Annotated in this window: 20 protein-coding genes; 9 read left to right on the top strand and 11 right to left on the bottom strand. The window is 70.2% G+C overall.

The window, feature by feature from the left end:
• Positions 1 to 9: 9 nt before the first annotated feature.
• Positions 10 to 582 (top strand): phosphatase PAP2 family protein, encoded by a 573-nt coding sequence (locus ABZY45_RS32965; protein WP_356745941.1) that lies wholly within the window; start codon positions 10 to 12, stop codon positions 580 to 582.
• Here the strand turns inward: ABZY45_RS32965 and ABZY45_RS32970 are convergent.
• The 8 genes from ABZY45_RS32970 to ABZY45_RS33005 form a co-directional block, all read right to left on the bottom strand.
• On the bottom strand, positions 567 to 2,393 hold the full coding sequence (locus tag ABZY45_RS32970; RefSeq protein WP_356745942.1) for a glycoside hydrolase family 18 protein: 1,827 nt from the start codon (positions 2,391 to 2,393) through the stop codon (positions 567 to 569). The two genes, ABZY45_RS32965 and ABZY45_RS32970, sit on opposite strands and share 16 nt — an antisense overlap.
• 85 nt (positions 2,394 to 2,478) lie before the next feature.
• Positions 2,479 to 2,940 (bottom strand): hypothetical protein, encoded by a 462-nt coding sequence (locus ABZY45_RS32975; protein WP_356745943.1) that lies wholly within the window; start codon positions 2,938 to 2,940, stop codon positions 2,479 to 2,481.
• Between the two features lie 128 nt (positions 2,941 to 3,068).
• Positions 3,069 to 4,484, bottom strand: coding sequence for an FAD-dependent oxidoreductase (locus tag ABZY45_RS32980; RefSeq protein WP_356745944.1), 1,416 nt, complete (start codon positions 4,482 to 4,484; stop codon positions 3,069 to 3,071).
• A gap of 21 nt (positions 4,485 to 4,505) precedes the next feature.
• Positions 4,506 to 5,309 carry an ABC transporter permease gene (locus tag ABZY45_RS32985; RefSeq protein ID WP_356745945.1) on the bottom strand — a complete coding sequence of 268 codons (804 nt, stop codon included), beginning with the start codon at positions 5,307 to 5,309 and terminating at the stop codon, positions 4,506 to 4,508.
• Entirely contained in the window at positions 5,309 to 6,232 is a 924-nt protein-coding gene (locus tag ABZY45_RS32990; protein ID WP_356745946.1) for an ABC transporter permease, read from the bottom strand. The genes ABZY45_RS32985 and ABZY45_RS32990 overlap by 1 nt, the downstream gene beginning before the upstream one ends.
• Positions 6,229 to 7,380 (bottom strand): ABC transporter ATP-binding protein, encoded by a 1,152-nt coding sequence (locus tag ABZY45_RS32995; RefSeq protein WP_356745947.1) that lies wholly within the window; start codon positions 7,378 to 7,380, stop codon positions 6,229 to 6,231. The genes ABZY45_RS32990 and ABZY45_RS32995 overlap by 4 nt, the downstream gene beginning before the upstream one ends.
• A gap of 50 nt (positions 7,381 to 7,430) precedes the next feature.
• Positions 7,431 to 8,678 (bottom strand): spermidine/putrescine ABC transporter substrate-binding protein, encoded by a 1,248-nt coding sequence (locus tag ABZY45_RS33000; protein ID WP_356745948.1) that lies wholly within the window; start codon positions 8,676 to 8,678, stop codon positions 7,431 to 7,433.
• 48 nt (positions 8,679 to 8,726) lie between these two features.
• Positions 8,727 to 10,241 (bottom strand): gamma-aminobutyraldehyde dehydrogenase, encoded by a 1,515-nt coding sequence (locus ABZY45_RS33005; RefSeq protein WP_356745949.1) that lies wholly within the window; start codon positions 10,239 to 10,241, stop codon positions 8,727 to 8,729.
• A 203-nt stretch (positions 10,242 to 10,444) separates the two neighbouring features.
• Here ABZY45_RS33005 and ABZY45_RS33010 point away from each other — a divergent pair, with 203 nt between their 5' ends.
• Positions 10,445 to 11,005 carry an NADAR family protein gene (locus tag ABZY45_RS33010; RefSeq protein ID WP_356745950.1) on the top strand — a complete coding sequence of 187 codons (561 nt, stop codon included), beginning with the start codon at positions 10,445 to 10,447 and terminating at the stop codon, positions 11,003 to 11,005.
• A 66-nt stretch (positions 11,006 to 11,071) separates the two neighbouring features.
• Here ABZY45_RS33010 and ABZY45_RS33015 read toward each other — a convergent pair whose 3' ends face one another.
• Positions 11,072 to 11,794, bottom strand: a complete 723-nt coding sequence (locus ABZY45_RS33015; RefSeq protein WP_356745951.1) for a DUF4190 domain-containing protein — start codon at positions 11,792 to 11,794, stop codon at positions 11,072 to 11,074.
• A 25-nt stretch (positions 11,795 to 11,819) separates the two neighbouring features.
• On the opposite strand from ABZY45_RS33015, the gene ABZY45_RS33020 reads away from it, so the two are divergent.
• Genes ABZY45_RS33020 through ABZY45_RS33030 form a run of 3 tightly spaced genes read left to right on the top strand, consistent with a single transcriptional unit; the run spans position 11,820 to position 14,532 of the window.
• Positions 11,820 to 12,947 carry an adenosine deaminase gene (locus ABZY45_RS33020; RefSeq protein ID WP_356745952.1) on the top strand — a complete coding sequence of 376 codons (1,128 nt, stop codon included), beginning with the start codon at positions 11,820 to 11,822 and terminating at the stop codon, positions 12,945 to 12,947.
• 22 nt (positions 12,948 to 12,969) lie between these two features.
• On the top strand, positions 12,970 to 13,674 hold the full coding sequence (locus ABZY45_RS33025) for a glycerophosphodiester phosphodiesterase (RefSeq protein ID WP_356745953.1): 705 nt from the start codon (positions 12,970 to 12,972) through the stop codon (positions 13,672 to 13,674).
• Between the two features lie 51 nt (positions 13,675 to 13,725).
• Entirely contained in the window at positions 13,726 to 14,532 is an 807-nt protein-coding gene (locus tag ABZY45_RS33030) for an SAM-dependent methyltransferase (protein WP_356745954.1), read from the top strand.
• Positions 14,533 to 14,651: 119 nt separating this feature from the next.
• Here the strand turns inward: ABZY45_RS33030 and ABZY45_RS33035 are convergent, their stop codons facing one another.
• Positions 14,652 to 15,173 carry a hypothetical protein gene (locus tag ABZY45_RS33035; protein WP_356745955.1) on the bottom strand — a complete coding sequence of 174 codons (522 nt, stop codon included), beginning with the start codon at positions 15,171 to 15,173 and terminating at the stop codon, positions 14,652 to 14,654.
• 168 nt (positions 15,174 to 15,341) lie between these two features.
• Positions 15,342 to 16,781 carry a gamma-aminobutyraldehyde dehydrogenase gene (locus ABZY45_RS33040; RefSeq protein ID WP_356745956.1) on the bottom strand — a complete coding sequence of 480 codons (1,440 nt, stop codon included), beginning with the start codon at positions 16,779 to 16,781 and terminating at the stop codon, positions 15,342 to 15,344.
• Between the two features lie 161 nt (positions 16,782 to 16,942).
• On the opposite strand from ABZY45_RS33040, the gene ABZY45_RS33045 reads away from it, so the two are divergent.
• The 4 genes from ABZY45_RS33045 to ABZY45_RS33060 all read left to right on the top strand — a co-directional run bounded on the left by ABZY45_RS33045 (position 16,943) and on the right by ABZY45_RS33060 (position 20,922).
• Entirely contained in the window at positions 16,943 to 17,449 is a 507-nt protein-coding gene (locus ABZY45_RS33045) for an Lrp/AsnC family transcriptional regulator (protein WP_356746020.1), read from the top strand.
• Complete coding sequence (locus ABZY45_RS33050; protein WP_356745957.1) at positions 17,434 to 18,813, top strand: aspartate aminotransferase family protein; 1,380 nt, start codon at positions 17,434 to 17,436, stop codon at positions 18,811 to 18,813. Before ABZY45_RS33045 ends, ABZY45_RS33050 begins: the two co-directional genes overlap by 16 nt.
• Positions 18,814 to 19,039: 226 nt before the next feature.
• Positions 19,040 to 19,777: an ATP-binding cassette domain-containing protein gene (locus ABZY45_RS33055; RefSeq protein WP_356745958.1), complete on the top strand. Its 738-nt coding sequence runs from the start codon at positions 19,040 to 19,042 to the stop codon at positions 19,775 to 19,777.
• Positions 19,759 to 20,922 carry a hypothetical protein gene (locus tag ABZY45_RS33060; protein WP_356745959.1) on the top strand — a complete coding sequence of 388 codons (1,164 nt, stop codon included), beginning with the start codon at positions 19,759 to 19,761 and terminating at the stop codon, positions 20,920 to 20,922. The genes ABZY45_RS33055 and ABZY45_RS33060 overlap by 19 nt, the downstream gene beginning before the upstream one ends.
• Positions 20,923 to 20,949: the final 27 nt, after the last annotated feature.

Below are 20,949 nucleotides of genomic sequence, written 5' to 3' on the forward strand. Positions count from 1 at the left end.
GTTCTTCTCGTGTCCACGGCCGTGACGCTGCTGACCCTCTTCGCCCTGATCACCTGGCAGGTGCTGGCCGACGGCCCGCTGCTGGTTCCCGACGAGCGGCTCGGCCTCGACCTGGCGGGGCGAGGCCCGGCGTGGCTCGCGGATCTCTTCGCCGACCTCGGCAACATGCAGGTCGCCGTTCCGGTCCTGGCGTGCGCGGTCGTCCACGCCTGGTTCCGAGGCGCCCGGCGTGCGGCGCTGTACGCCGTACTCGCCATGGCCGCCGTCCCGGCCCTCGTCGTTCCGCTCAAGCTGTGGACGGACCGTCAGGGTCCGCTGACGGGGGCGACGGGCTACTTCCCCTCGGGGCACACGACCACGGCGATGGTGGCGTACGGGGCCACTGCCCTGCTGCTGGTCCCGTACGTGAGGCGGACATGGGTGACGCTCGTCGCCGCCGTCCTGCTGACGGCGGCGACGAGCGTCGGTCTGGTGCTGCGCGGCTACCACTGGCCACTGGACGTGGTGGCCGGCTGGTGCCTCAGCGGGGTGCTGCTGCTCGCCCTGAGGGCGGGTACCCGGGGCGGTCAGCCCCCGAAGTAGGCGTCGAAGTTCTTCGAGAACTCCCAGTTGTTGAAGCGGTCCCAGTTGATGGACCAGGTCATCAGCCCGCGCAGCCCGCTCCAGGTGCCGTGTGTCTGGTACGTGCCGCAGTCGGTCTTCCTCGTCAGGCAGTTCAGCGCCTTGGTGACCTCGGCGGGCGAGGTGTGCCCGTTGCCCGCCTGGGTGGACGCCGGGAGGCCGAAGGCGACCTGCTCGGGGCGCAGGGCCGGGAAGACCTTGCTCCGGTCACCCGCGACGGGGAAGCCGGTGAGCAGCATGTCGGTCATGGCGATGTGGAAGTCCGCGCCGCCCATCGAGTGGTACTGGTTGTCCAGGCCCATGATGGAGCCGGAGTTGTAGTCCTGGACGTGCAGCAGGGTGAGGTCGTCGCGCAGGGCGTGGATGACCGGCAGATAGGCACCCGCGCGCGGGTCCTGGCCGCCCCAGGGGCCGGAGCCGTAGTACTGGTACCCGAGCTGGACGAAGAAGGTCTCGGGGGCCATGGTGAGGACGAAGTCGTCGCCGTACTTGGCCTTGAGGGACTTCACCGCGGAGATCAGGTTGACGATGACGGGGGTCGTCGGGCTGCGGAAGTCCGTGTCGCCCGTCGCGAGCGAGAGCGAGTGGCCCTCGAAGTCGATGTCGAGACCGTCGAGGCCGTAGGTGTCGATGATCTTGCTGACGGAGGAGACGAAGGCGTCGCGGGCGGCGGTGGAGGCGAGCTGCACCTGTCCGTTCTGGCCGCCGATGGAGATCAGCACCTTCTTGCCCGCGGCCTGCTTCGCCTTGATGGCCGCCTTGAACTCCGCCTCCGTCTCCACTCCCGGGCACTCGGCCACGGGGCAGAGCGAGAAGCGGATGTCGCCGGAGGTGACGGAGGTCGGCTCCCCGAAGGCGAGGTTGATGACGTCCCACGAGTCGGGCACGTCGGCCATGCGCGTGTAGCCGGAGCCGTTGGCGAAGCTGGAGTGGAGGTAGCCGACGAGCGCATGGGCCGGGAGTCCCGCGTCGCTCCCTCCCCCGCCTCCGGCGGCCGTGCTCACGCTCACGGCAGCGGACTTCGCGGACTCACCGGCCGCGTTGACCGCCGCGACCTGGAAGCTGTACGCGGACGAGGCGGCCAGTCCCGTCACCGTCGCCGAGGTGCCGGTGGTGTCGAGGACCTTCGTGCCGTCGCGGTAGACCCGGTAGCCGGTGGCTCCGGCGGAGGCCGTCCAGGACAGCGGGACGGTGGACGCGGTGGCGGTGCCGGCCCGCAGTCCGGTGGGAGCGGCGGGGACGGCCACCGGGCCGCCGCCGGGTCCCGTCAGGGTGAGGTCGTCGGCGTAGTAGGCGGGAGTGCCGTACCAGCCGTGGGTGTAGACGGTCACCGAGGTGGTCGAGGAGCCGGTCCTGAAGGTGGTGCTGAGCCGCTGGTAGGCACCGGCGGACTGCGTCCAGGTGGAGACGTCGGTGGTCCCGGTGCCGGATGCCCCCAGGTAGACGTAACTCCCCTGCACCCAGGCGCTGAGCGTGTACGCGGAGTCGGGCTTCACCGTCACCGTCTGGGAGCAGCGCGCGTTGTCGCTCCCGGCCGGGGTCGCCTTGAGCGCCGAGGTCCCGCTGTGCACGGGCGTGCTGACGGTCGCTCCGCTGCCGCCCGAGCAGGACCAGCCGTCGAGTCCGGCCTCGAAGCCGCCGTTGCGCGCGAGGTCGGCGTCGGCCGCTCCGGCGGCGGGCGCCGACGCGGCCAGACCGCCCGCGGCGAGCAGTACCGCCGAGAATGCGGCCAGAAGTCCGGAGAAGCGGACGGGTGGTCCGGTGCGTTCCACAACAGCCTCCGTGCACGGGGGAATTGAGCGGTCCGCGCACAACATGGTCCAGACCAATCCACTTGTCAAGACCTCTGGCAGCGCCTCACCCCTCCCCGCCCCGCGCCCCACGGGCGGCGGCTGCCTCGTGCAGGGCGAGCTCCAGGATCGCCGGATCGGTGAGCGTGCCCGAACCGTCCGGCAGGATCAGCCACCGCACCCCGCCCACCGTGCTGCCGGGCCGGGGCACGACGATCCACGTCCCTTCACCGACACCGCGGATGCCTGTCCCGACCCAGCGGGACGCCGTCCCCGGCGGCACGAAGAAGCCCATGCGGTGATCGCCGAAGTCGGCGAGAACGGGGCCCGGCCGGTCGATGAGACGGGTGAGCACGTCGAGCGTGGGATAGCCCAGCTCGCCCGGGACGACGAGCACGTCCCAGCGCTTCCCGGCGGGCAGGAGCGCCATCCCCTGGGGGTCGCGCTCCCATGCCCTCCGGCAGGCACCCGGATGCGGTGCCACCGATGCGAGCCACGCGACCGCGGCTTTCGCCCCCGTGCCGGCCATGGACTTCCTCCTTCTCCCCGTGGGCACCGGCAGGGTCCTGCCGGTGCGTGCACGGGAGAGAGAGCGCCGGGCCCGGATCATGACGCGGGTTCGGCCGCCGATCGGTGGTGAGCTGGGTCACTCCCGGCTCAGCTGTCGAAACCGAGCCCCAGCCGGTCCATGGTGCGCAGCCAGACATTGCGGTGCCCGCCGTTGCTGTCGGCGCGGGCGAGGGACCTCTTGGTGAGCTCGATCCCGGCCCACGCGAAGGGTTCGGGCGGGAAGGGCACCGGCTTCGAGCGGACCATCCGCAGCGCGGTCCGCTCGGTCTCGTGGCCCGACAGCAGGTCGAGCATCACATCCGCGCCGAAACGTGTCGCCCCGACGCCCAGACCGGTGTAGCCGGCGGCGTAGGCGACCCGCCCGCGGTGGGCCGTGCCGAAGAAGGCGGAGAAGCGCGAGCAGGTGTCGATCGCCCCGCCCCAGGCGTGGGTGAAGCGCACCCCTGACAGCTGGGGAAAACACTCGAAGAACTGTCCGGCGAGTTTCAGGAAGGTCTCGGGCCGCTGGTCCAGGGAGGGGTCGAGCCGCCCGCCGTACGGATAGACCGCGTCGTATCCGCCCCACAGGATCCGGTTGTCCGCGGAGAGCCGGAAGTAGTGGAACTGGTTGGCGCTGTCTCCCAGTCCCTGTCTTCCGCGCCATCCGAGCGAGGCGAGCCGGCCGGCACTGAGCGGCTCCGTCATCAGGGCGTAGTCGTACACCGGCACGGTGTACGGGCGTACCCGCCTCACCAGGGAGGGGAAGATGTTCGTGGCGAGGGCGACGTCCCGGGCGAAGATCCGGCCGTACGGCGTACGCACCGCCGTACCGGCCCCCGACCGGGCGAGTTCGAGTGCCCTGGTGTGCTCGTGGATCCGCACGCCGAGGGCGAGGCAGGCCTTCTTCAGGCCCCAGGCGAGTTTCGCCGGATGCAGCATGGCGACGCCGCGCCGGTCGAGCAGGCCGCCCAGGAACGTCGGCGAGTCCACTTCTGCCCGCACCTGGTCCCGGTCAAGGAACTCCAGTCCGGTGAAGCCCAGTTCCTCGGTCCTGCGGTGCCATTCGCGTAGCTCTTCGAGCTGGTGGGGGGCCGTGGCCACGTCGATCTCACCGGTGCGCTCGAAGTCGCAGTCGAGGGAGTAGCGGCCGACGGCGGCCTCGATGGCGTCGAGGTTCCGCGCGCCCAGCTCCTCCAGCTTCCGGATCTCGCCTGGCCAGCGCTCAAGGCCGTTGGCCAGGCCGTGTGTCAGTGACGCGGCGCAGAATCCGCCGTTCCGGCCCGAGGCCGCCCAGCCCACCTCGTTCCCCTCGACGAGGACGACGTCGCGCCCGGGATCGCGTTCCTTGGCGAGCAGGGCGGTCCACAGTCCGCTGTAGCCGCCGCCGACGACCAGCAGGTCGCACCGCTGGTCCCCGGTCAGCGCGGGAAGGGCCTCGGGCTTTCCCGGGTCGTCGAGCCAGTAGGAGAGGGGGCGTGCGTCGGAGAGTGAGTGTGCGGCAGTACGCATGGCGTCCGGGGCCATGGTTTCCAACTCCTTCGGGTTCTACTTTCCCGCGTTGCTCTTCCGCCGGTTCGCGATCAGCTGTCCGGCGAGGACCACCGCCACGGCGATGACGAACATGGCCGTACCGATGACGTTGATCTGCACGGGCGTTCCTCGCTGGGCCGATCCCCAGACGTACATGGGGAAGGTCACGGTGGAGCCCGCGTTGAAGTTGGTGATGATGAAGTCGTCGAAGGAGAGCGCGAAGGCGAGCAGCGCTCCCGCCGCGATCCCGGGTGCGGCGATCGGGAGGGTCACCCGGAGGAAGGTCTGCACAGGCCCCGCGTAGAGGTCGCGGGCCGCCTCCTCCAGCCGCGGGTCCATCGACATCACGCGTGCCTTGACGGCGGTCACCACGAAGCTGAGGCAGAACATGATGTGGGCGATGAGTACGGTCCAGAAGCCGAGCTCGGCCCCCATGTTGAGGAAGAGCGTCAGCAGCGAGGCGGCCATGACGACCTCGGGCATGGCCATCGGCAGGAAGATCAGCGAGTTGATCGCGCCACGCGCCCGGAAGCGGTAGCGGACCAGCGCGAAGGCGATCATCGTGCCGAGCAGGGTGGCGCCGGCTGTCGCCCAGAAGGCGATCCGCAGGGAGAGCGAGAGCGAGTCGCAGAGGTCCGCGGCCCCGCAGGGGTCCTTCCAGGCGTCGAGGGAGAAATCCTGCCAGGCGTAGTTGAAGCGCCCGTTGGGCCGGTTGAAGGAGAAGACCATGACGACGGCGTTCGGAAGGATCATGTAGGCGAGGGTCAGCAGACCCGCGATCACGACCAGGTTCCGGCGGATGAGACGGAGTACGGGCATCAGACCAGGTCCTCCGTCCCGGAGCGGCGGATGTAGACGGTGACCACGAGCAGGACGACCGCCATGAGGATGAACGAGAGTGCGGCGGCGGTCGGGTAGTCCAGGACCCGCAGGAACTGGGTCTGGATGACGCTGCCCACCATCTTGGTGTCGGTGGAGCCGAGGAGTTCCGCGTTGACGTAGTCGCCGCTGGCCGGGATGAACGTCAGCAGGGTGCCGGAGACGACTCCGGGCATGGAGAGCGGCAGTGTCACCTTGCGGAAGGTGGTGGCGGGCGTGGCGTAGAGGTCGCCCGCGGCCTCGTGCAGCCGGCCGTCGATCCGCTCCAGCGAGGTGTAGAGCGGCAGGATCATGAAGGGCAGGAAGTTGTACGTCAGGCCGCACACGACGGCCATCGGGGTGGCCAGCACCCGGTTGTTCTCGGTCCAGCCGAGCCAGCCGGTGACGTCCAGGACGTGCAGGCTGTTCAGCGCCTCGACGACCGCACCGCCGTCCGCGAGGATCGTCTTCCAGGCCAGCGTCCGGATGAGGAAGCTGGTGAAGAACGGCGCGACGACCAGTACGAGCACCAGGTTGCGCCACCGTCCGGCCTTGAAGGCGATCAGGTAGGCGAGCGGGTAGCCGAGCAGCAGGCACAGGAGCGTGGCGGTGCCCGCGTACAGCAGCGACCTGACGAACTGCGGGTAGTAGTCGGCGAGCGCGTCCCAGTAGGTCCTGAAGTGCCAGGTGACCTCGAAGCCCTTCTCCAGGGATCCGGTCTGCACGGAGGTGGAGGCCTGGTAGACCATCGGCAGCGCGAAGAAGACGAGCAGCCACAGGATGCCGGGGAGCAGCAGCCAGTAGGGGACGAGCCGTCTGCGGGCGGGCGGCTTGCGGACCTCGCCTTTGGTGGGGAGCGCCGGTGGCGCCTCGGTGACGCTCACGCCGCGTCCTCCAGGCTCTCCGCGCCGGCGCTGATGTCCTGGGCCGCGTCGAGCCCGAAGGTGTGCTCGGGGTTCCAGTGCAGGACGACCTCGGCGCCGGGGACGAGCCGGCTGTCGCGCTCGACGTTCTGCTCGTAGACCTGGAGCGCCGTCCCGGCCGGGCTCTCGACGACGTACTGGGTGGAGACGCCGATGAAGCTGGAGTCAGTGATGCGCCCGGTGACACGGTTGCGGCCTTCGGGTATCGCGGCCGCGTCATCGGCGTGGGCGAGTGAGATCTTCTCGGGCCGCACACCGACGAGCAGTTTCCCGCCGCCGGACGCCGGGGACGTGCACCGGGCGCCGGGCAGCCGGAGCTTCCCCCCGCCGGCCGCGACGACGACATCGGCGCCGGCGGAGACTATCTCGCCCTCGATGAGGTTGGAGGTACCGAGGAAGTTGGCCACGAAGGTGGTCCGCGGGTTCTCGTACAGATCGGCGGGGGCGCCGAGCTGTTCGACCCGGCCGCCGTTCATCACCGCGACGGTGTCGGCCATGGTCATGGCCTCCTCCTGGTCGTGGGTGACGTGGACGAACGTGATGCCGACCTCGGTCTGGATGCGCTTGAGTTCGAGCTGCATCTGGCGGCGCAGCTTGAGGTCGAGCGCGCCGAGGGGCTCGTCGAGGAGGAGCACCTGGGGGTGGTTGATGAGCGCGCGGGCCACGGCGACGCGCTGCTGCTGGCCGCCGGAGAGCCGGTGGGGTTTGCGGTGGGCGAAGTCGCCGAGCTGGACGAGCTCCAGCATCTCCCCGACCTGCTTCTTCACGGACTTGATGCCGCGCCGGCGCAGGCCGAAGGCGATGTTCTCGAAGACGTCGAGGTGCGGGAAGAGCGCGTAGCTCTGGAAGACGGTGTTGACGGGCCGTTTGTAGGGGGGCAGGTCCGTGATGTCACGGCCGCCGAGCGAGACCGTGCCGGTGGTGGCGTCCTCCAGGCCCGCGATCATCCGCAGCGTGGTGGTCTTGCCGCATCCGGACGCGCCGAGCAGCGCGAAGAAGGAGCCCTGCGGGACGGTCAGGTCGAGGGGGTGCACTGCGGTGAAGGAGCCGTAGGTCTTGCTGATCCCGGTGAGACGGACGTCGCCGCCCTCTGTCTGCTGCTGTGTCATGGGTCGCGGTCCCGGTGGTGTCGGAGGAGATCGGGCGGGGGACGGGCCGGTCAGGCGCCGATGAGCTCGGCGAACTTCTCCTCGTACGCCGTCTCTTCCTCGGAGCTGAGGGAGCGGAAGGCCCGCGACTTCGCGGCCATCGCCTTGTCGGGGAGGATCAGCGTGTTGGAGGCCATGGACTCGTCGATCTTCGCGAGTTCGCCGGCGACCCCGTCCACCGGGCAGACGTAGTTGATGTACGCGGCCAGCTGGGCGGCCACGGGAAGCTCGTAGTAGTAGTCCATGAGCTTCTCGGCATTCGTCTTGTGCCGTGCCTCGGCCGGGATCAGCATGTTGTCGCTGGAGGTGATGTAACCGGCGGCGGGGATGGTGAACTTGATGGCCGGGTTGTCCGCCTGGAGCTGGATGATGTCGCCCGCCCAGGCCACACAGGCCGCGATGTCGCCCTTGCTCAGGTCCGCGGTGTAGTCGTTGCCGGTGAAGCGGCGTATCTGTTTCGTGTCCACGCCCTTCTGCATCCGGCCGATGGCCGCGTCGAAGTCGGCGTCGTCGAACGAACCGGGGTCCTTGCCCATGTCGAGGAGCGTCATGCCGACCGAGTCGCGCATCTCGGAGAGGAAGGAGACCTTGCCCTTGAGCTTGGGGTCGTCCAGCAGCTGGGTGATGGAGTCGACCTTCCGCCCGCCTGTCGCCTTCTCGTTGTAGGCGATGACGGTCGGGATGCCGGTCCACGGGTAGGAGTAGGCGCGTCCCGGGTCCCAGTCGGGCGTGCGGAACTGGGCCGAGAGGTTCGCGAAGGCGTGCGGCAGGTTCGCGTGGTCGAGCTTCTGCGCCCAGCCGAGCCGGATGATCCGCGCGGCGAGCCAGTCCGTCACGATGATGAGGTCGCGCCCGGTGTCCTGGCCCGCGGCGAGCTGCGGCTTGATCTTCCCGAAGAACTCGACGTTGTCGTTGATGTCCTCGGTGTACTTGACCTTGATGCCGGTGCGTTTCGTGAACGCCTCCAGCGTCGGACGGCTCTTCTCGTCCTCGCCGACGTCCATGTATTCGGTCCAGTTGGAGAAGTTGATCTGTTTCTCCGCCGCCGAGTGGTCGTCGGACTCCGCGGTGTCCCCGTCCCGCTTCGCGGGCGGGATGCCGCACGCGCTCAGCGCCCCGAGGCCGCCGAGCGTGAGGGCGCCCATGCCCGACGCCCGGAGGAGGGAACGGCGGGTGAGGGCGCCCCTGCCGTTGCTGAGGCTGCGCCTCATGGCGGCCAGCTGGGGCGCCGAGAGGCGCTCGGGCTCGTACTGCTCCATACGCGTGGGCCCTTCCGGGTGGGTGGGGCCGCCGTGCGGCGGCCGCTGCTATCGGTCCCCGAAGACGGTGCGGTGCCAGTCCTTCGCGGCAACCGCGGTGTTGTCGTACATGACGTGCTTGACCTGCGTGTACTCCTCGAAGGAGTACGACGACATGTCCTTGCCGAAACCGCTGGCCCGGTAACCGCCGTGCGGCATCTCGCTGATGATCGGGATGTGGTCGTTGATCCACACGCAACCCGCCCTGAGCTCACGGGTGGCGCGGTTGGCCCGGTACAGACCGGTGCTCCAGGCGGAGGCGGCCAGTCCGTACGGGGTGTCGTTGGCGAGGGCGATGCCCTCGTCGTCGGTGTCGAAGGGCAGCACGACCAGGACGGGTCCGAAGATCTCCGCGCTGACGATCTCGCTGTCCTGGGCGGCGTCCGTGATCAGGGTCGGCCGGTAGTAGGCCCCGTCGGCCAGGGCGCCACCGGGAGCCTCGCCCCCGGTGACGACCGTGGCGTAGGCGCGGGCGCGGTCGACGAATCCGGCGACACGGTCGCGCTGCTGACGGCTGATCAGCGGGCCGAGGTCGGTCGACGGGTCGAAGGGGTCCCCCAGCCGCACGCTCTCCATCAGTGCGGCCACCCCGCTGACGAAGGCGTCGTAGAGGGGGCGCTGCACGTAGGCGCGGGTGGCGGCCGTGCAGTCCTGGCCGGTGTTGATGAGGGAGGCGGCGACCGCCCCCTGGACGGCGGCGTCGAGATCGGCGTCGTCGAACACGAGGAAGGGGGCCTTGCCGCCGAGTTCCAGGTGCAGGCGCTTCACGGTGGAGGTGGCGAGCTCGGCGACGCGCCTGCCGACAGCCGTGGAACCGGTGAAGGAGGTCATCACGACGTCGGGGTGGCCGACGAGGTGCTCACCCGCGTCCCGGCCCGCACCGGACACTATGTTGATCACGCCGTCCGGGATGCCGGCCTCGGTGGCCGCCTGGGCGAACATCAACGAGGTCAGCGGTGTGATCTCGGCGGGCTTCAGCACGATGGTGTTGCCCGCGGCGACGGCGGGGAGGATCTTCCAGGCGGCCATCTGGAGCGGGTAGTTCCAGGGTGCGACGGAGCCGATGACCCCGAGGGCCTCGCGGCGTACGTAGGAGGTGTGGTCGCCGCTGTACTCGGCGGCCGACTTACCTTCGAGGTGCCGTGCGGCGCCCGCGAAGAACGAGGTGTTGTCGATCGTGCCGGGGACGTCGAACTCGGTGGAGAGCTTGAGCGGCTTGCCGCACTGCAGGGACTCGGCGTACGCGAGATCCCCGGCCTGCCCGTCCAGTACGGCGGCGAAGCGGTGCAGCGCCTGGGAGCGTTCGCCAGGAGTGAGCCCCGACCAGCCGGGGAACGCCTCGCGCGCGGCGGCGACGGCCGCGTCGACGTCCTCGGTGCCGGCCAGTTCGTAGCGCAGGACCGTCTCGCCCGTCGCGGGGTCGACCACCTCCTGGTGGCGCCCGGAGGTGCCCGGGCGCAGCCGGCCACCTATGTACTGCGCACCCGCCGCGAAGCGCTCCCGCATCTGGAAGCCGTTGTCCATGACGCTCTCCTCCGCCACCCCCGTGACCAGGGGCGGCGTAGCTTCTTGTCGAATTGAGTGCCGATCCTGACAGAGGTGACCTCTACCAACAAGTGATTCCGTTGTTTCCTTTTGGTTACGCGACGGAATCTGTCGACGATGTGTCTCGTGCACATGGAAATCCCTGTACTGGGTGTCAGTGGCGGATGCCAGACTCGGCTGCCATGGAACGGGATTGTGTGCACCGTGACGCCCTCGAGGCGCGGGTGGCCGGCGGGGAGCGTGTGAAGTACCTGCCGTTCTGGGGGCATCGGGCCCGCGCGGACAACGTGCTCGGCAAGAGCTGCCTCAGTCAGTGGTGGCCGGCGCCCTTCACCGTCGACGCGGTGACCTATGCGACGGCGGAGCACTGGATGATGGCCGGCAAGGCACGGCTCTTCGGCGACGCGGAGGCGGAGTCCGCGGCGTTGGCGGCGCGCAGCCCGGCGGAGGCGAAGAAGGCCGGGCGGCTGGTCAAGGGCTTCGACGACGCCGTGTGGGAGCGGGAGCGGTTCGCCCTGGTCGTCGCGGGCAGCGTCCACAAGTTCGGCCAGGACCCGGCCCTGCTGGCGTATCTGCTGGGAACCGGCGACCGGGTGCTCGTGGAGGCCAGTCCGATGGACCGGATATGGGGCATCGGGCTCGCCGAGGACGATCCGCGCGCCCTGACACCGGCCTCCTGGCGAGGGCTGAACCTGCTGGGCTTCGCGCTCATGGAGGCGCGCGCGCTGCTGCGCGCCGGGTGAAACGGGCTGTGGCCGGTCCGGGAGCGGGCGCCCCGGGACCGGCCACACGCGCCGGTCCGCCGTGGGTCAGCGGGAGGAGCCGAGCACCAGCGACGTGGCGTAGGGGTCGTCGTACTCGTAGTCGTACTCGCTGCCCGAGTCCTCGTTGGCGATGGCCCAGATCATGAATCCGAGGAAGACCGCGCTGACGGCGATCGCGATCGACCCCAGGATGATCCCGGCGAGCGCCATTCCCCCGTTGGTCGCCTCGCCCCGCTTGGCGCGACCGCGGCCGATGACGCCGAAGATCAGGGCGAGGATGCCCAGGATGATGCCGAGTCCCCACATGCAGAACCCGGCCACGGCGATGATGCCGAGCACCATCGCCGCGACCCCGAGGCCGTTCGAGGGCGCCGGGCCCCAGGCCTGCTGGCCCGCGTAACCGGGGTAGCCCGGGTAGCCGTACGCCCCCGAGGGCGGCGGCGCCGGAGAGGGGTAGGCGTACGCCGCGGACGGCGGGGCGGCAGGGTCCGGGTAGCCGTACTGGCCGGCTTGCCCCGGTCCGTTCGGCGCCATCGGCGGCGCGGGGACACCGGGCTGCGGGGCCGCCGGGCCGAAGCTTCCGGGCGGTGCGGGTATGTGCCCGCCCCTCGGGTCCGGGCTCGGCATGGATGTGACCGTCGGCTGGTTGTGCACGGCGGGCGGTCCGGCGTCAGCGGGCTGCTTGCCGAGATCGACGCGGCTGTCCGGCGGTGCCCACGGATCGCGCGGCGCGCCCTCGCCACCGGGCTGCGGTGTGTTGTCTGACATGGGCCTCCCCCATCGTGGTCCAGCCATGCTACGGCCCGGCATCAGGCCCAGGACCCCGGCCTACGATGATCCGTGCAGCCGGTCCGCCCGGCCCAGAACAGAGATCCGGGAGAATCCGATGAACGATCTGCACCCCTTCATCGCGGGGCTGCCCAAGGCCGAGCTCCACGTCCATCACGTGGGGTCCGCCTCGCCGCGCATCGTGGCCGAACTCGCGGCCCACCACCCCGACTCCAAGGTCCCCACCGACCCCGAGGCACTGTCGGACTTCTTCACCTTCACCGACTTCGGGCACTTCATCGACGTCTACCTCTCGGTGGTGGACCTGGTCCGCACCCCCGAGGACGTCCGGCTGCTGACCTTCGAGGTCGCACGGGACATGGCCCGGCAGAACATCCGGTACGCGGAGCTGACCGTCACCCCCTTCAGCTCGACCCGGCGGGGCATCCCGGAGCAGGGCTTCATGGAGGCCATCGAGGACGCCCGCAGGGCGGCCGAGACCGAGCTCGGTGTCGTACTGCGCTGGTGCTTCGACATCCCCGGCGAGGCAGGCCTGGAGGCCGCCGAGGAGACGACCAGGCTCGCCGTCGACCTCAGGCCCGAGGGGCTGGTCTCCTTCGGTCTCGGCGGACCCGAGGTGGGCGTGGACCGCCCGCAGTTCAAGCCGTTCTTCGACCGGGCGATCGCCGAGGGCCTGCACTCCGTCCCGCACGCCGGGGAGACCACGGGCCCGCAGACCGTCTGGGACGCCCTCACCGCCCTGCGCGCCGAGCGCATCGGACACGGCACCAGTTCCACGCAGGACCCCAAGCTGCTGGCCCATCTCGCCGAGCACCGCATCGCCCTGGAGGTCTGCCCGACGTCGAACATCGCCACCCGCGCGGTCACCGACCTGGACCGGCACCCGATCAAGGAGATGGTCGCGGCGGGTGTGCTGGTCACCGTCAACAGCGACGACCCGCCGATGTTCGGCACCGACCTCAACAACGAGTACGCGGTGGCGGCCCGGCTGCTCGGCCTGGACGAGATCGGCCTCGCGGCCCTGGCGAAGAACGCGGTGGAGGCCTCCTATCTCGACCCTGCCGGAAAGCGGACGCTGGCAGCCGAGATCGACACGTACACCACGAACTGGCTGAGCGGCCCCGGCCGGTGAGCCCTCGCGTCACAATGGCCCCATGATCACCGACGTCACCGCCGTGGCCCACCGCGGCGATCCTTACCGTGCCCGCGAGAACACGCTCCCCTCGATCAGGTCCGCCGTCGCACGGGGGGCGGACGCGGTCGAGATCGACGTCCGTGTCACCCGTGACAAGGTGCCCGTCCTGCTGCACGACGCGACCCTGGAACGCCTGTGGGGCCATGACGTCCGCGTCGACCGCATCGGCCACCGGGAGCTGGCGGAGCGGACCGGCGGTGGGGTCCCGGCGCTGCGCGAGGCCCTGTCCGCCGCCGGCGACCGGCGGATCATGATCGACCTGCCCGGTGCCACCGAGGCCGGGGTGCGGGAGGTCGTCGGCATGGTGCGGGAGAGCGGGGCGGCCGACCGCGTCTACTACTGCGCGAACACCGAGGCGATGCTGCGGGTGCGCGCCGCGGACCCGTCCGCGGAGATCGCGCTGACGTGGACGACGCTCGCGCCGCCGCGTGCCGTCCTGCTCGACGCGGTGCGTCCCCGCTGGCTCAACTACCGCTTCGGGCTGCTGAGCCGGGAGCTGACCGCCCGCAACCACGCCGACGGACTGCTGGTCTCCGCCTGGACCGCCGACACCCGCCGCACGATGCGCCGGCTGCTGGCGTACGGCGTCGACTCGATCACCACGAACAGGATCGACGCACTCAAGGCGGAACTGGCCAAGTCGCCCCCGTCCGGCGCCTCTTGATCGGTCCGGCATCATGGGCGGTCCGTACCCTCCGTGACCCCAGGAGCTGACGTGCCCGAGCCAGGCCCCCGCCCCGCACCCGCCCGTGTCCGTGCCGACATCGCCCACAACGCCCGCGTCTGGAACTACTGGCTGGGCGGCGAGGACAACTATCCCGTGGACCGCGTGGTCGGCGACAGGGTCACCGGCATGTACCCGAGCATCGGCGAAGTGGCGCGTGCCGACCGGGCGTTCCTGGGGCGGGTGGTGCGCCATCTGGCCGGTGACGCGGGCATCGGCCAGTTCCTGGACATAGGCACCGGGCTGCCGAGTGCGGACAACACCCATGAGGTAGCCCAGCACACCGCCCCGGACGCGCGCGTCGTCTACGTCGACAACGACCCGATCGTGCTGGCGCACGCGCGCTCCCTGCTCACCAGCTCGCCCGAGGGCGCGACCGAGTACGTCGACGCGGACGCCCGGGACCCGCTGCGCATCCTGCGGGCCGCCGACGGGACTCTGGACCTTCGGCGCCCGGTCGCGGTGATGATGCTCGGCATCCTCAACTTCGTGCTGGACACGGACGAGGCGCGGAGCATCGTGCGGACGCTGATGGACGCGCTGCCTTCCGGCAGCCACCTGGTGCTCACCCATCCCACGCTGGAGCTGGGCGGCGAGGGCAACGAGGCGGCGATGCGCTTCTGGAACAAGAACGCCACCCCGCCGATCACCGCGCGCAGCCGGTCGGAGTTCGCCTCGTTCCTCGACGGTCTGACCGTGCTGGAGCCGGGCATCGTGTCCTGCTCCCGCTGGCGGGCGGGCTCGTCGGCGCGGATTCCCGAGGTCGCCCAGTTCGGCGCGGTGGGCCGGAAACCCTGACGAGGGGAGTCCGAGCGCCGAGACCATGGGCGCTGCGGGACCTTTCCAGAACTGACCTGAACGCCACGGCGATGGACATCGTGGTGGCGGCCTTCGGGGCCCCGGCGGCGGGCTGAGCGTCACGCCGGCACCGCGGTCACCCCCGCGGTCGCCGCCTCCAGTCGCTTGATCATGCGGTGGACCACCAGCAGCGGGATGATCCCGAACACTCCGAAGGACATGTCGATCACGGTCCACCAGAAGGGGATGTCCCGGATCGGCCCGCAGATCAGGGCGAGCGGGATGATCCCCACGCAGGCGATCATGCCGAACTCGATCACCCAGATGTTGCGGACCGGGTCGCGGTAGGGGCCGTAGAAGGCGACGGCGATGACGAGGTGGGCGAAGGCCAGCCAGTCGGTGCCGTAGAGGACGAAGGGATGGTTCGCGTCGGCCTCGTCGAGGCCGGCCCGTACCCGGCCGATCCACTCCGTCAGGGCCGGGAGGTGCTCGGGGACGGGAGAGGCGGAGGAGTTCAGCAGGTCCTCGGCCCAGCGGAGTTCGGTGACCAGCGGGAAGGCGGTGAGGCCGCTGAGCACCAGACAGACGATGAAGACGACCAACCACACGCGTATGCGCCGCAAGAGGGCTCGCTCGCTCATGGCGGCAGAGTACGCCCGCCATGAACACGTTCAAAAACCGGGGTGCGAGGAACGGCCCCGGGCTGAGCCCGGGGCCGTCGTCGGCACCGCACACGGGTCGAACGCAGCGCCTGGATCGATCACTTCACGTGGACGATCGCCGTACGCGGACCGATCGTCCAGCGCGGGTCAGCCGTCGAGCGACGTCATGACGTGCTTGATCCGGGTGTAGTCCTCGAAGCCGTACGCGGAGAGGTCCTTGCCGTAGCCGGACTTCTTGAACCCGCCGTGCGGCATCTCGGCGACGAGCGGGATGTGGGTGTTGATCCACACACAGCCGAAGTCGAGCTTCTTGGACATCCGCATCGCGCGCGCGTGGTCCTTGGTCCACACCGAGGAGGCCAGGGCGTACTCCACGCCGTTGGCGTACTCCACGGCCTGCGCCTCGTCGGTGAAGGACTGGACGGTGATGACGGGCCCGAAGACCTCGTGCTGGATGATCTCGTCGTCCTGGCGGAGACCGGAGACGACGGTCGGGGCGTAGAAGTAGCCCTTCTCGCCGACCCGGTGGCCGCCCGCCTCGACCTTGGCGTGCGCGGGGAGCCGCTCGATGAATCCCGTGACCTGCGCGAGCTGGTTGGCGTTGTTGAGCGGGCCGTACAGCACGTCCTCGTCGTCCGGCAGGCCGGTCTTCGTGTCTGCCGCCGCCTTGGCGAGCGCGGTGACGAACTCGTCGTGGATGGATTCGTGGACCATGACGCGGGTCGCGGCCGTACAGTCCTGGCCCGCGTTGAAGTACCCCGCGACGGAGATGCCCTCGACGGCCTTGGCGATGTCGGTGTCCTCGAACACGACGACGGGGGCCTTGCCGCCGAGCTCCAGGTGGACCCGCTTGACGTCCTTGGCGGCGGACTCGGCGACCTGCATGCCGGCCCGCACGGAGCCGGTGATGGATGCCATCGCCGGGGTCGGGTGCTCGACCATCGCGCGGCCGGTCTCCCGGTCGCCGCAGACGACGTTGAAGACGCCCTTGGGCAGGATCTGCCCGATGATCTCGGCGATCAGCACCGTCGACGCCGGGGTGGTGTCGGACGGCTTGATGACGACGGTGTTGCCCGCGGCGAGCGCCGGGGCGAACTTCCACACGGCCATCATCATCGGGTAGTTCCACGGCGCGACCTGGGCGCAGACGCCCACCGGCTCGCGGCGGACGATGGAGGTGAGGCCCTCCATGTACTCGCCGGCCGAGCGGCCTTCGAGCAGCCGGGCGGCGCCCGCGAAGAAGCGGATCTGGTCCACCATCGGCGGGATCTCTTCGGTACGGGTGAGCTCCAGCGGCTTGCCGGTGTTCTCCGACTCGGCCGCGACGAGGTCCTCCGAACGCTCCTCGAAGGCGTCCGCGATCTTCAGCAGGGCCTTCTGGCGCTCGGCGGGAGTCACGTCACGCCAGGCGGGGAAGGCCGCGGCTGCGGCCTCCATGGCGGCGTCGACGTCGGCCTGCCCGGAGAGCGGGGAGGTCGCGTAGACCTCTTCGGTCACCGGGTTGACCACGTCGATGGTCCGCCCGTCCGCGGCGTCCCGGAACTCTCCGTTGATGTAGTTGCGCAGACGGCGCACCTCGGTGGTCACAACCACCCCTCCTGTCACTGTCCGATGGGTGAGATGTCCAGCCTAGACGGTCGGGTGACGCTTTCGACATACCCAACCGCCGAGAACTTCGGATTCAGTGAGTTTCAGCGACCCAAACAACGAATTTCATCGGTTCGGGCTTGCCAGACAGACGACTCGCAGTGCACAGTGGCTGCGTGGCCAGTCGCAGCGCAGACTCCAGGACCGGGAACGGATCGGCACCAGCGGTCGATGCCGTGTCCCTCGCAATCATCGAGCAGCTCCAGGAGGACGGGCGCAGGCCGTACGCCGCGATCGGCAAGGCCGTGGGCCTGTCCGAGGCGGCCGTACGCCAGCGCGTCCAGAAGCTGCTGGATCAGGGCGTGATGCAGATCGTCGCCGTCACGGACCCGCTCACCGTAGGGCTGCGACGCCAGGCGATGGTCGGGATCAACGTCGAGGGCGACCTCGACCCCGTGGCCGAGGCCCTGGCGGCCATGGCCGAGTGCGAGTACGTGGTGATGACCGCGGGCTCCTTCGACCTCATGGTGGAGATCGTCTGCGAGGACGACGACCACCTGCTGGAGACGATCAACAAACGCATCCGGGCCATTCCCGGCGTGCGCTCCACCGAGAGCTTCGTCTACCTCAAGCTCAAGAAGCAGACCTATATGTGGGGAACCCGATAGCCGTGAGCAAGGACCTCAGCCGAACCGCGTACGACCACCTGTGGATGCACTTCACCCGCATGTCGGACTACGAGAACGCGCCCGTTCCCACCATCGTGCGTGGCGAGGGCACCTACATCTACGACGACAAGGGCAAGCGTTACCTCGACGGCCTCTCCGGCCTGTTCGTGGTCAACGCCGGGCACGGCCGTCACGAGCTCGCCGAGACGGCGTACAAGCAGGGGCAGGAGCTCGGCTTCTTCCCCGTGTGGTCCTACGCGCACCCCAAGGCCGTGGAACTGGCCGAGCGGCTCGCGGACTACGCCCCGGGCGACCTCAACAAGGTCTTCTTCACCACGGGCGGCGGTGAGGCCGTCGAGACGGCCTGGAAGCTGGCCAAGCAGTACTTCAAGCTCAAGGGCAAGCCGACCAAGTACAAGGTCATCTCGCGCGCGGTCGCCTACCACGGCACCCCGCAGGGCGCCCTGTCGATCACCGGACTGCCCGCGCTCAAGGCCCCGTTCGAGCCGCTGGTCCCCGGCGCCCACAAGGTGCCGAACACGAACATCTACCGTGCGCCCCTGTTCGGCGACGACCCGGAGGCCTTCGGCCGCTGGGCCGCCGACCAGATCGAGCAGGAGATCCTGTTCGAGGGCCCGGACACCGTGGCCGCCGTCTTCCTGGAGCCCGTACAGAACGCCGGCGGCTGCTTCCCGCCGCCGCCCGGGTACTTCCAGCGCGTGCGCGAGATCTGCGATCAGTACGACGTGCTGCTCGTATCCGACGAGGTCATCTGCGCCTTCGGCCGCCTCGGCACGATGTTCGCCTGCGACAAGTTCGGCTACGTGCCGGACATGATCACCTGCGCCAAGGGCATGACGTCGGGCTACTCCCCGATCGGCGCCTGCATCGTCTCGGACCGCATCGCCGAGCCGTTCTACCAGGGCGGCAACACCTTCCTGCACGGCTACACCTTCGGCGGGCACCCGGTCTCCGCCGCGGTCGGCCTCGCCAACCTCGACATCTTCGAGCGCGAGGGCCTCAACCAGCACGTCCTGGACAACGAGAACGCCTTCCTGACGACGCTCCAGAAGCTGCACGACCTGCCGATCGTCGGCGACGTCCGCGGCAACGGCTTCTTCTACGGCATCGAGCTGGTGAAGGACAAGGCCACCAAGGAGACCTTCACCGACGAGGAGACCGAGCGCGTCCTGTACGGCTTCCTCTCCAAGGCGCTGTACGAGAACGGCCTCTACTGCCGGGCCGACGACCGGGGCGACCCGGTCGTGCAGCTCGCGCCGCCGCTGATCTCCGACCAGTCCACCTTCGACGAGATCGAGGGCATCCTGCGGAGCGTGCTGACGGAGGCCTGGACCAAGCTCTGACCGGCACACCGACCTGCCGCCACCGATACACGCGGCAGTCATTTCATACGGTCCACACGGCCCGGATGCACCCGTTCGAGTGAGAAGGGGGGCATCCGGGCCGCGTACTGTCCCGACACCCCGGTCCGGCTGCCTAGCGTGCCGAGTGACCGATCGGCCTTTTTCTCGTTGTATTCGTTCCCCCGTACGGGGGACGGGAGATCTGATCCGAACCGAGGTGTACGCCATGGTGGCCCCGCCCGACAACGACGTGATCTGGGCACGTTCCCTGCACCACTCCCACAACGGCTCCCCGGGGCTCGGCGGTGTCTCGCTCGGCGTCCGGGACGGCGAGGTCCTCGCCGTGACCGGTCCTCGGGGGTCCGGGAAGACGACGCTGCTGCACTGCCTCTCCGGCCAGCTGGTGCCCGAGCAGGGTGAGGTCTGGTTCAACAGCGTGCCCGTGCACACCATGGGCCCCCGGCTGCGCGAGCAGCTGCGCCGCGACAGATTCGGCTGGATCGCCGCCGAACCACAGCTCGTGCCGGAGCTCAACACCTGGGAGAACGCCGCCCTGCCGCTGCTGCTGCGGGGGGTCTCGCACCGGGTGGCGAAGAAGGCCGCCACGGAGTGGCTGGAGCGCCTGGACATCGGCCCGCTCGCCAGGAAGAGGCCGCACACCCTCCTCCAGTCTCAGCGGCAGCGGATCTCCGTGGCGCGCGCGCTGGCCTCCTCCCCGTCCGTGATCTTCGCCGACGAGCCGACCGCCTCGCTCCACAGCGCCGAGCGCGCCCAGCTCCTGCGGACCCTGACGACGGCGGCACGCTCCCACGGCATCACGGTCGTGCTCGCCACCCACGACCCGGAAGTCGCCTCCCTCGCGGACCGTGTGATCTCGATGCTCGACGGCCGCCGCGTCAACACCGTCTCCCTGCCCGCCGCGTCCGATACGGAAGGCCGCTCGGCGTGCTCGCTCTCCGTCTGACCCGCGGTTCGCACCCCTTGGTCCTGGTGCGGCGGCTGCTCCTCGCCGCCGCGTCCGCGGGGGTCGGCTTCCTGCTCCTGTGCACCCTGGGATACGCGTCGGGGCACCCGGCACACTCCTCCGGCTCCGTGCTGAGGCTGCTCTGGTGTGTCGTCCCGCTGGCCGCGACCGTGCAGTTCGCGGTGGCGGTCGCGCGCACGGACCCGAGCACCCGGCCCCGGCCAGGCCTCTTCGCCGCCGGGCTGGGCCCCAACCGGCTCGCCGTGCTCGCGGCCATCTCGACCGCGGTGTCCACCACGCTCGGCTCGGTGGTGGCGCTGCTGTTCTTCCTCCATCTGCGCGGCGACCTGACCGGGCTGCCGTTCGACGGAGGCGCGGCGGAGTTCCTGGGGGCCGGCACCCCGCTGCCCCTCGGCGCCGCGCTCACGCTGCTGGCCCTGGTGCCGCTGGCCGCGTCGGCCGCCGGCGGGCTGGCGCTGCGCTCCCGGCCGGTCGCACCGTCCGAGGCCCAGGAGGCGGAGGACGACCTGACGCCCGCCCCGGCGCCGACGGGACTCCCCTGGGGGGTCGCGCTGACCGCGGCCGGACTCGCGGTCGAGGCCTACACGAGCCGCGGCTCGGGCGGCAATCCCTTCCCGCTGCCCGGGCGGCTGGACTCCACCCCGGCGGCCGTGCTCGCGGGCTGGGTGCTCACCGCGATCGGCCTGGCCATGGCCGGTCCCGGCCTCACCCATCTGTGCGGGCGGCTGCTCCAGGCGGTGCGCCCCGGGGCCGTACGGCTGCTCGCGGGCAGGGCCCTGATGGACGAGGCGACCAGGATCGGCCGTCCGCTCGGCGTCGTCTGCGCGGTGCTGTCCGGGGTGATCGCCGCATCCGTGCTGTACTCCGGTGAGCCGCGCCCCTTCGGCCCGCTCACCGCGCTCGGCGCCGTACTCGTCCTCGGCTGCACCACGGCGACGCTGCTGACCTCCGCCCTGGAGGCCAAGCAGGCGCGGGTCCGTACGGCCAGGACCTTGCTGCGGATGGGCGCCCCGGCCTCCGCGCTCCGCTCGGCCGCCGCCCTGCGCGCGGTGACGCTCCTGGCCGTCTTCGCTCCGCTGACCTGGGCGATCGCCTGGCTGGCCGCGCTCCCCCTGACGGAGTGACACCCGGCGCCGGGGCCGGTCCGTAGC

Origin of the sequence: Streptomyces sp. NPDC006516 (genome assembly GCF_040611875.1) — a bacterium.
Classification (GTDB): domain Bacteria; phylum Actinomycetota; class Actinomycetes; order Streptomycetales; family Streptomycetaceae; genus Streptomyces.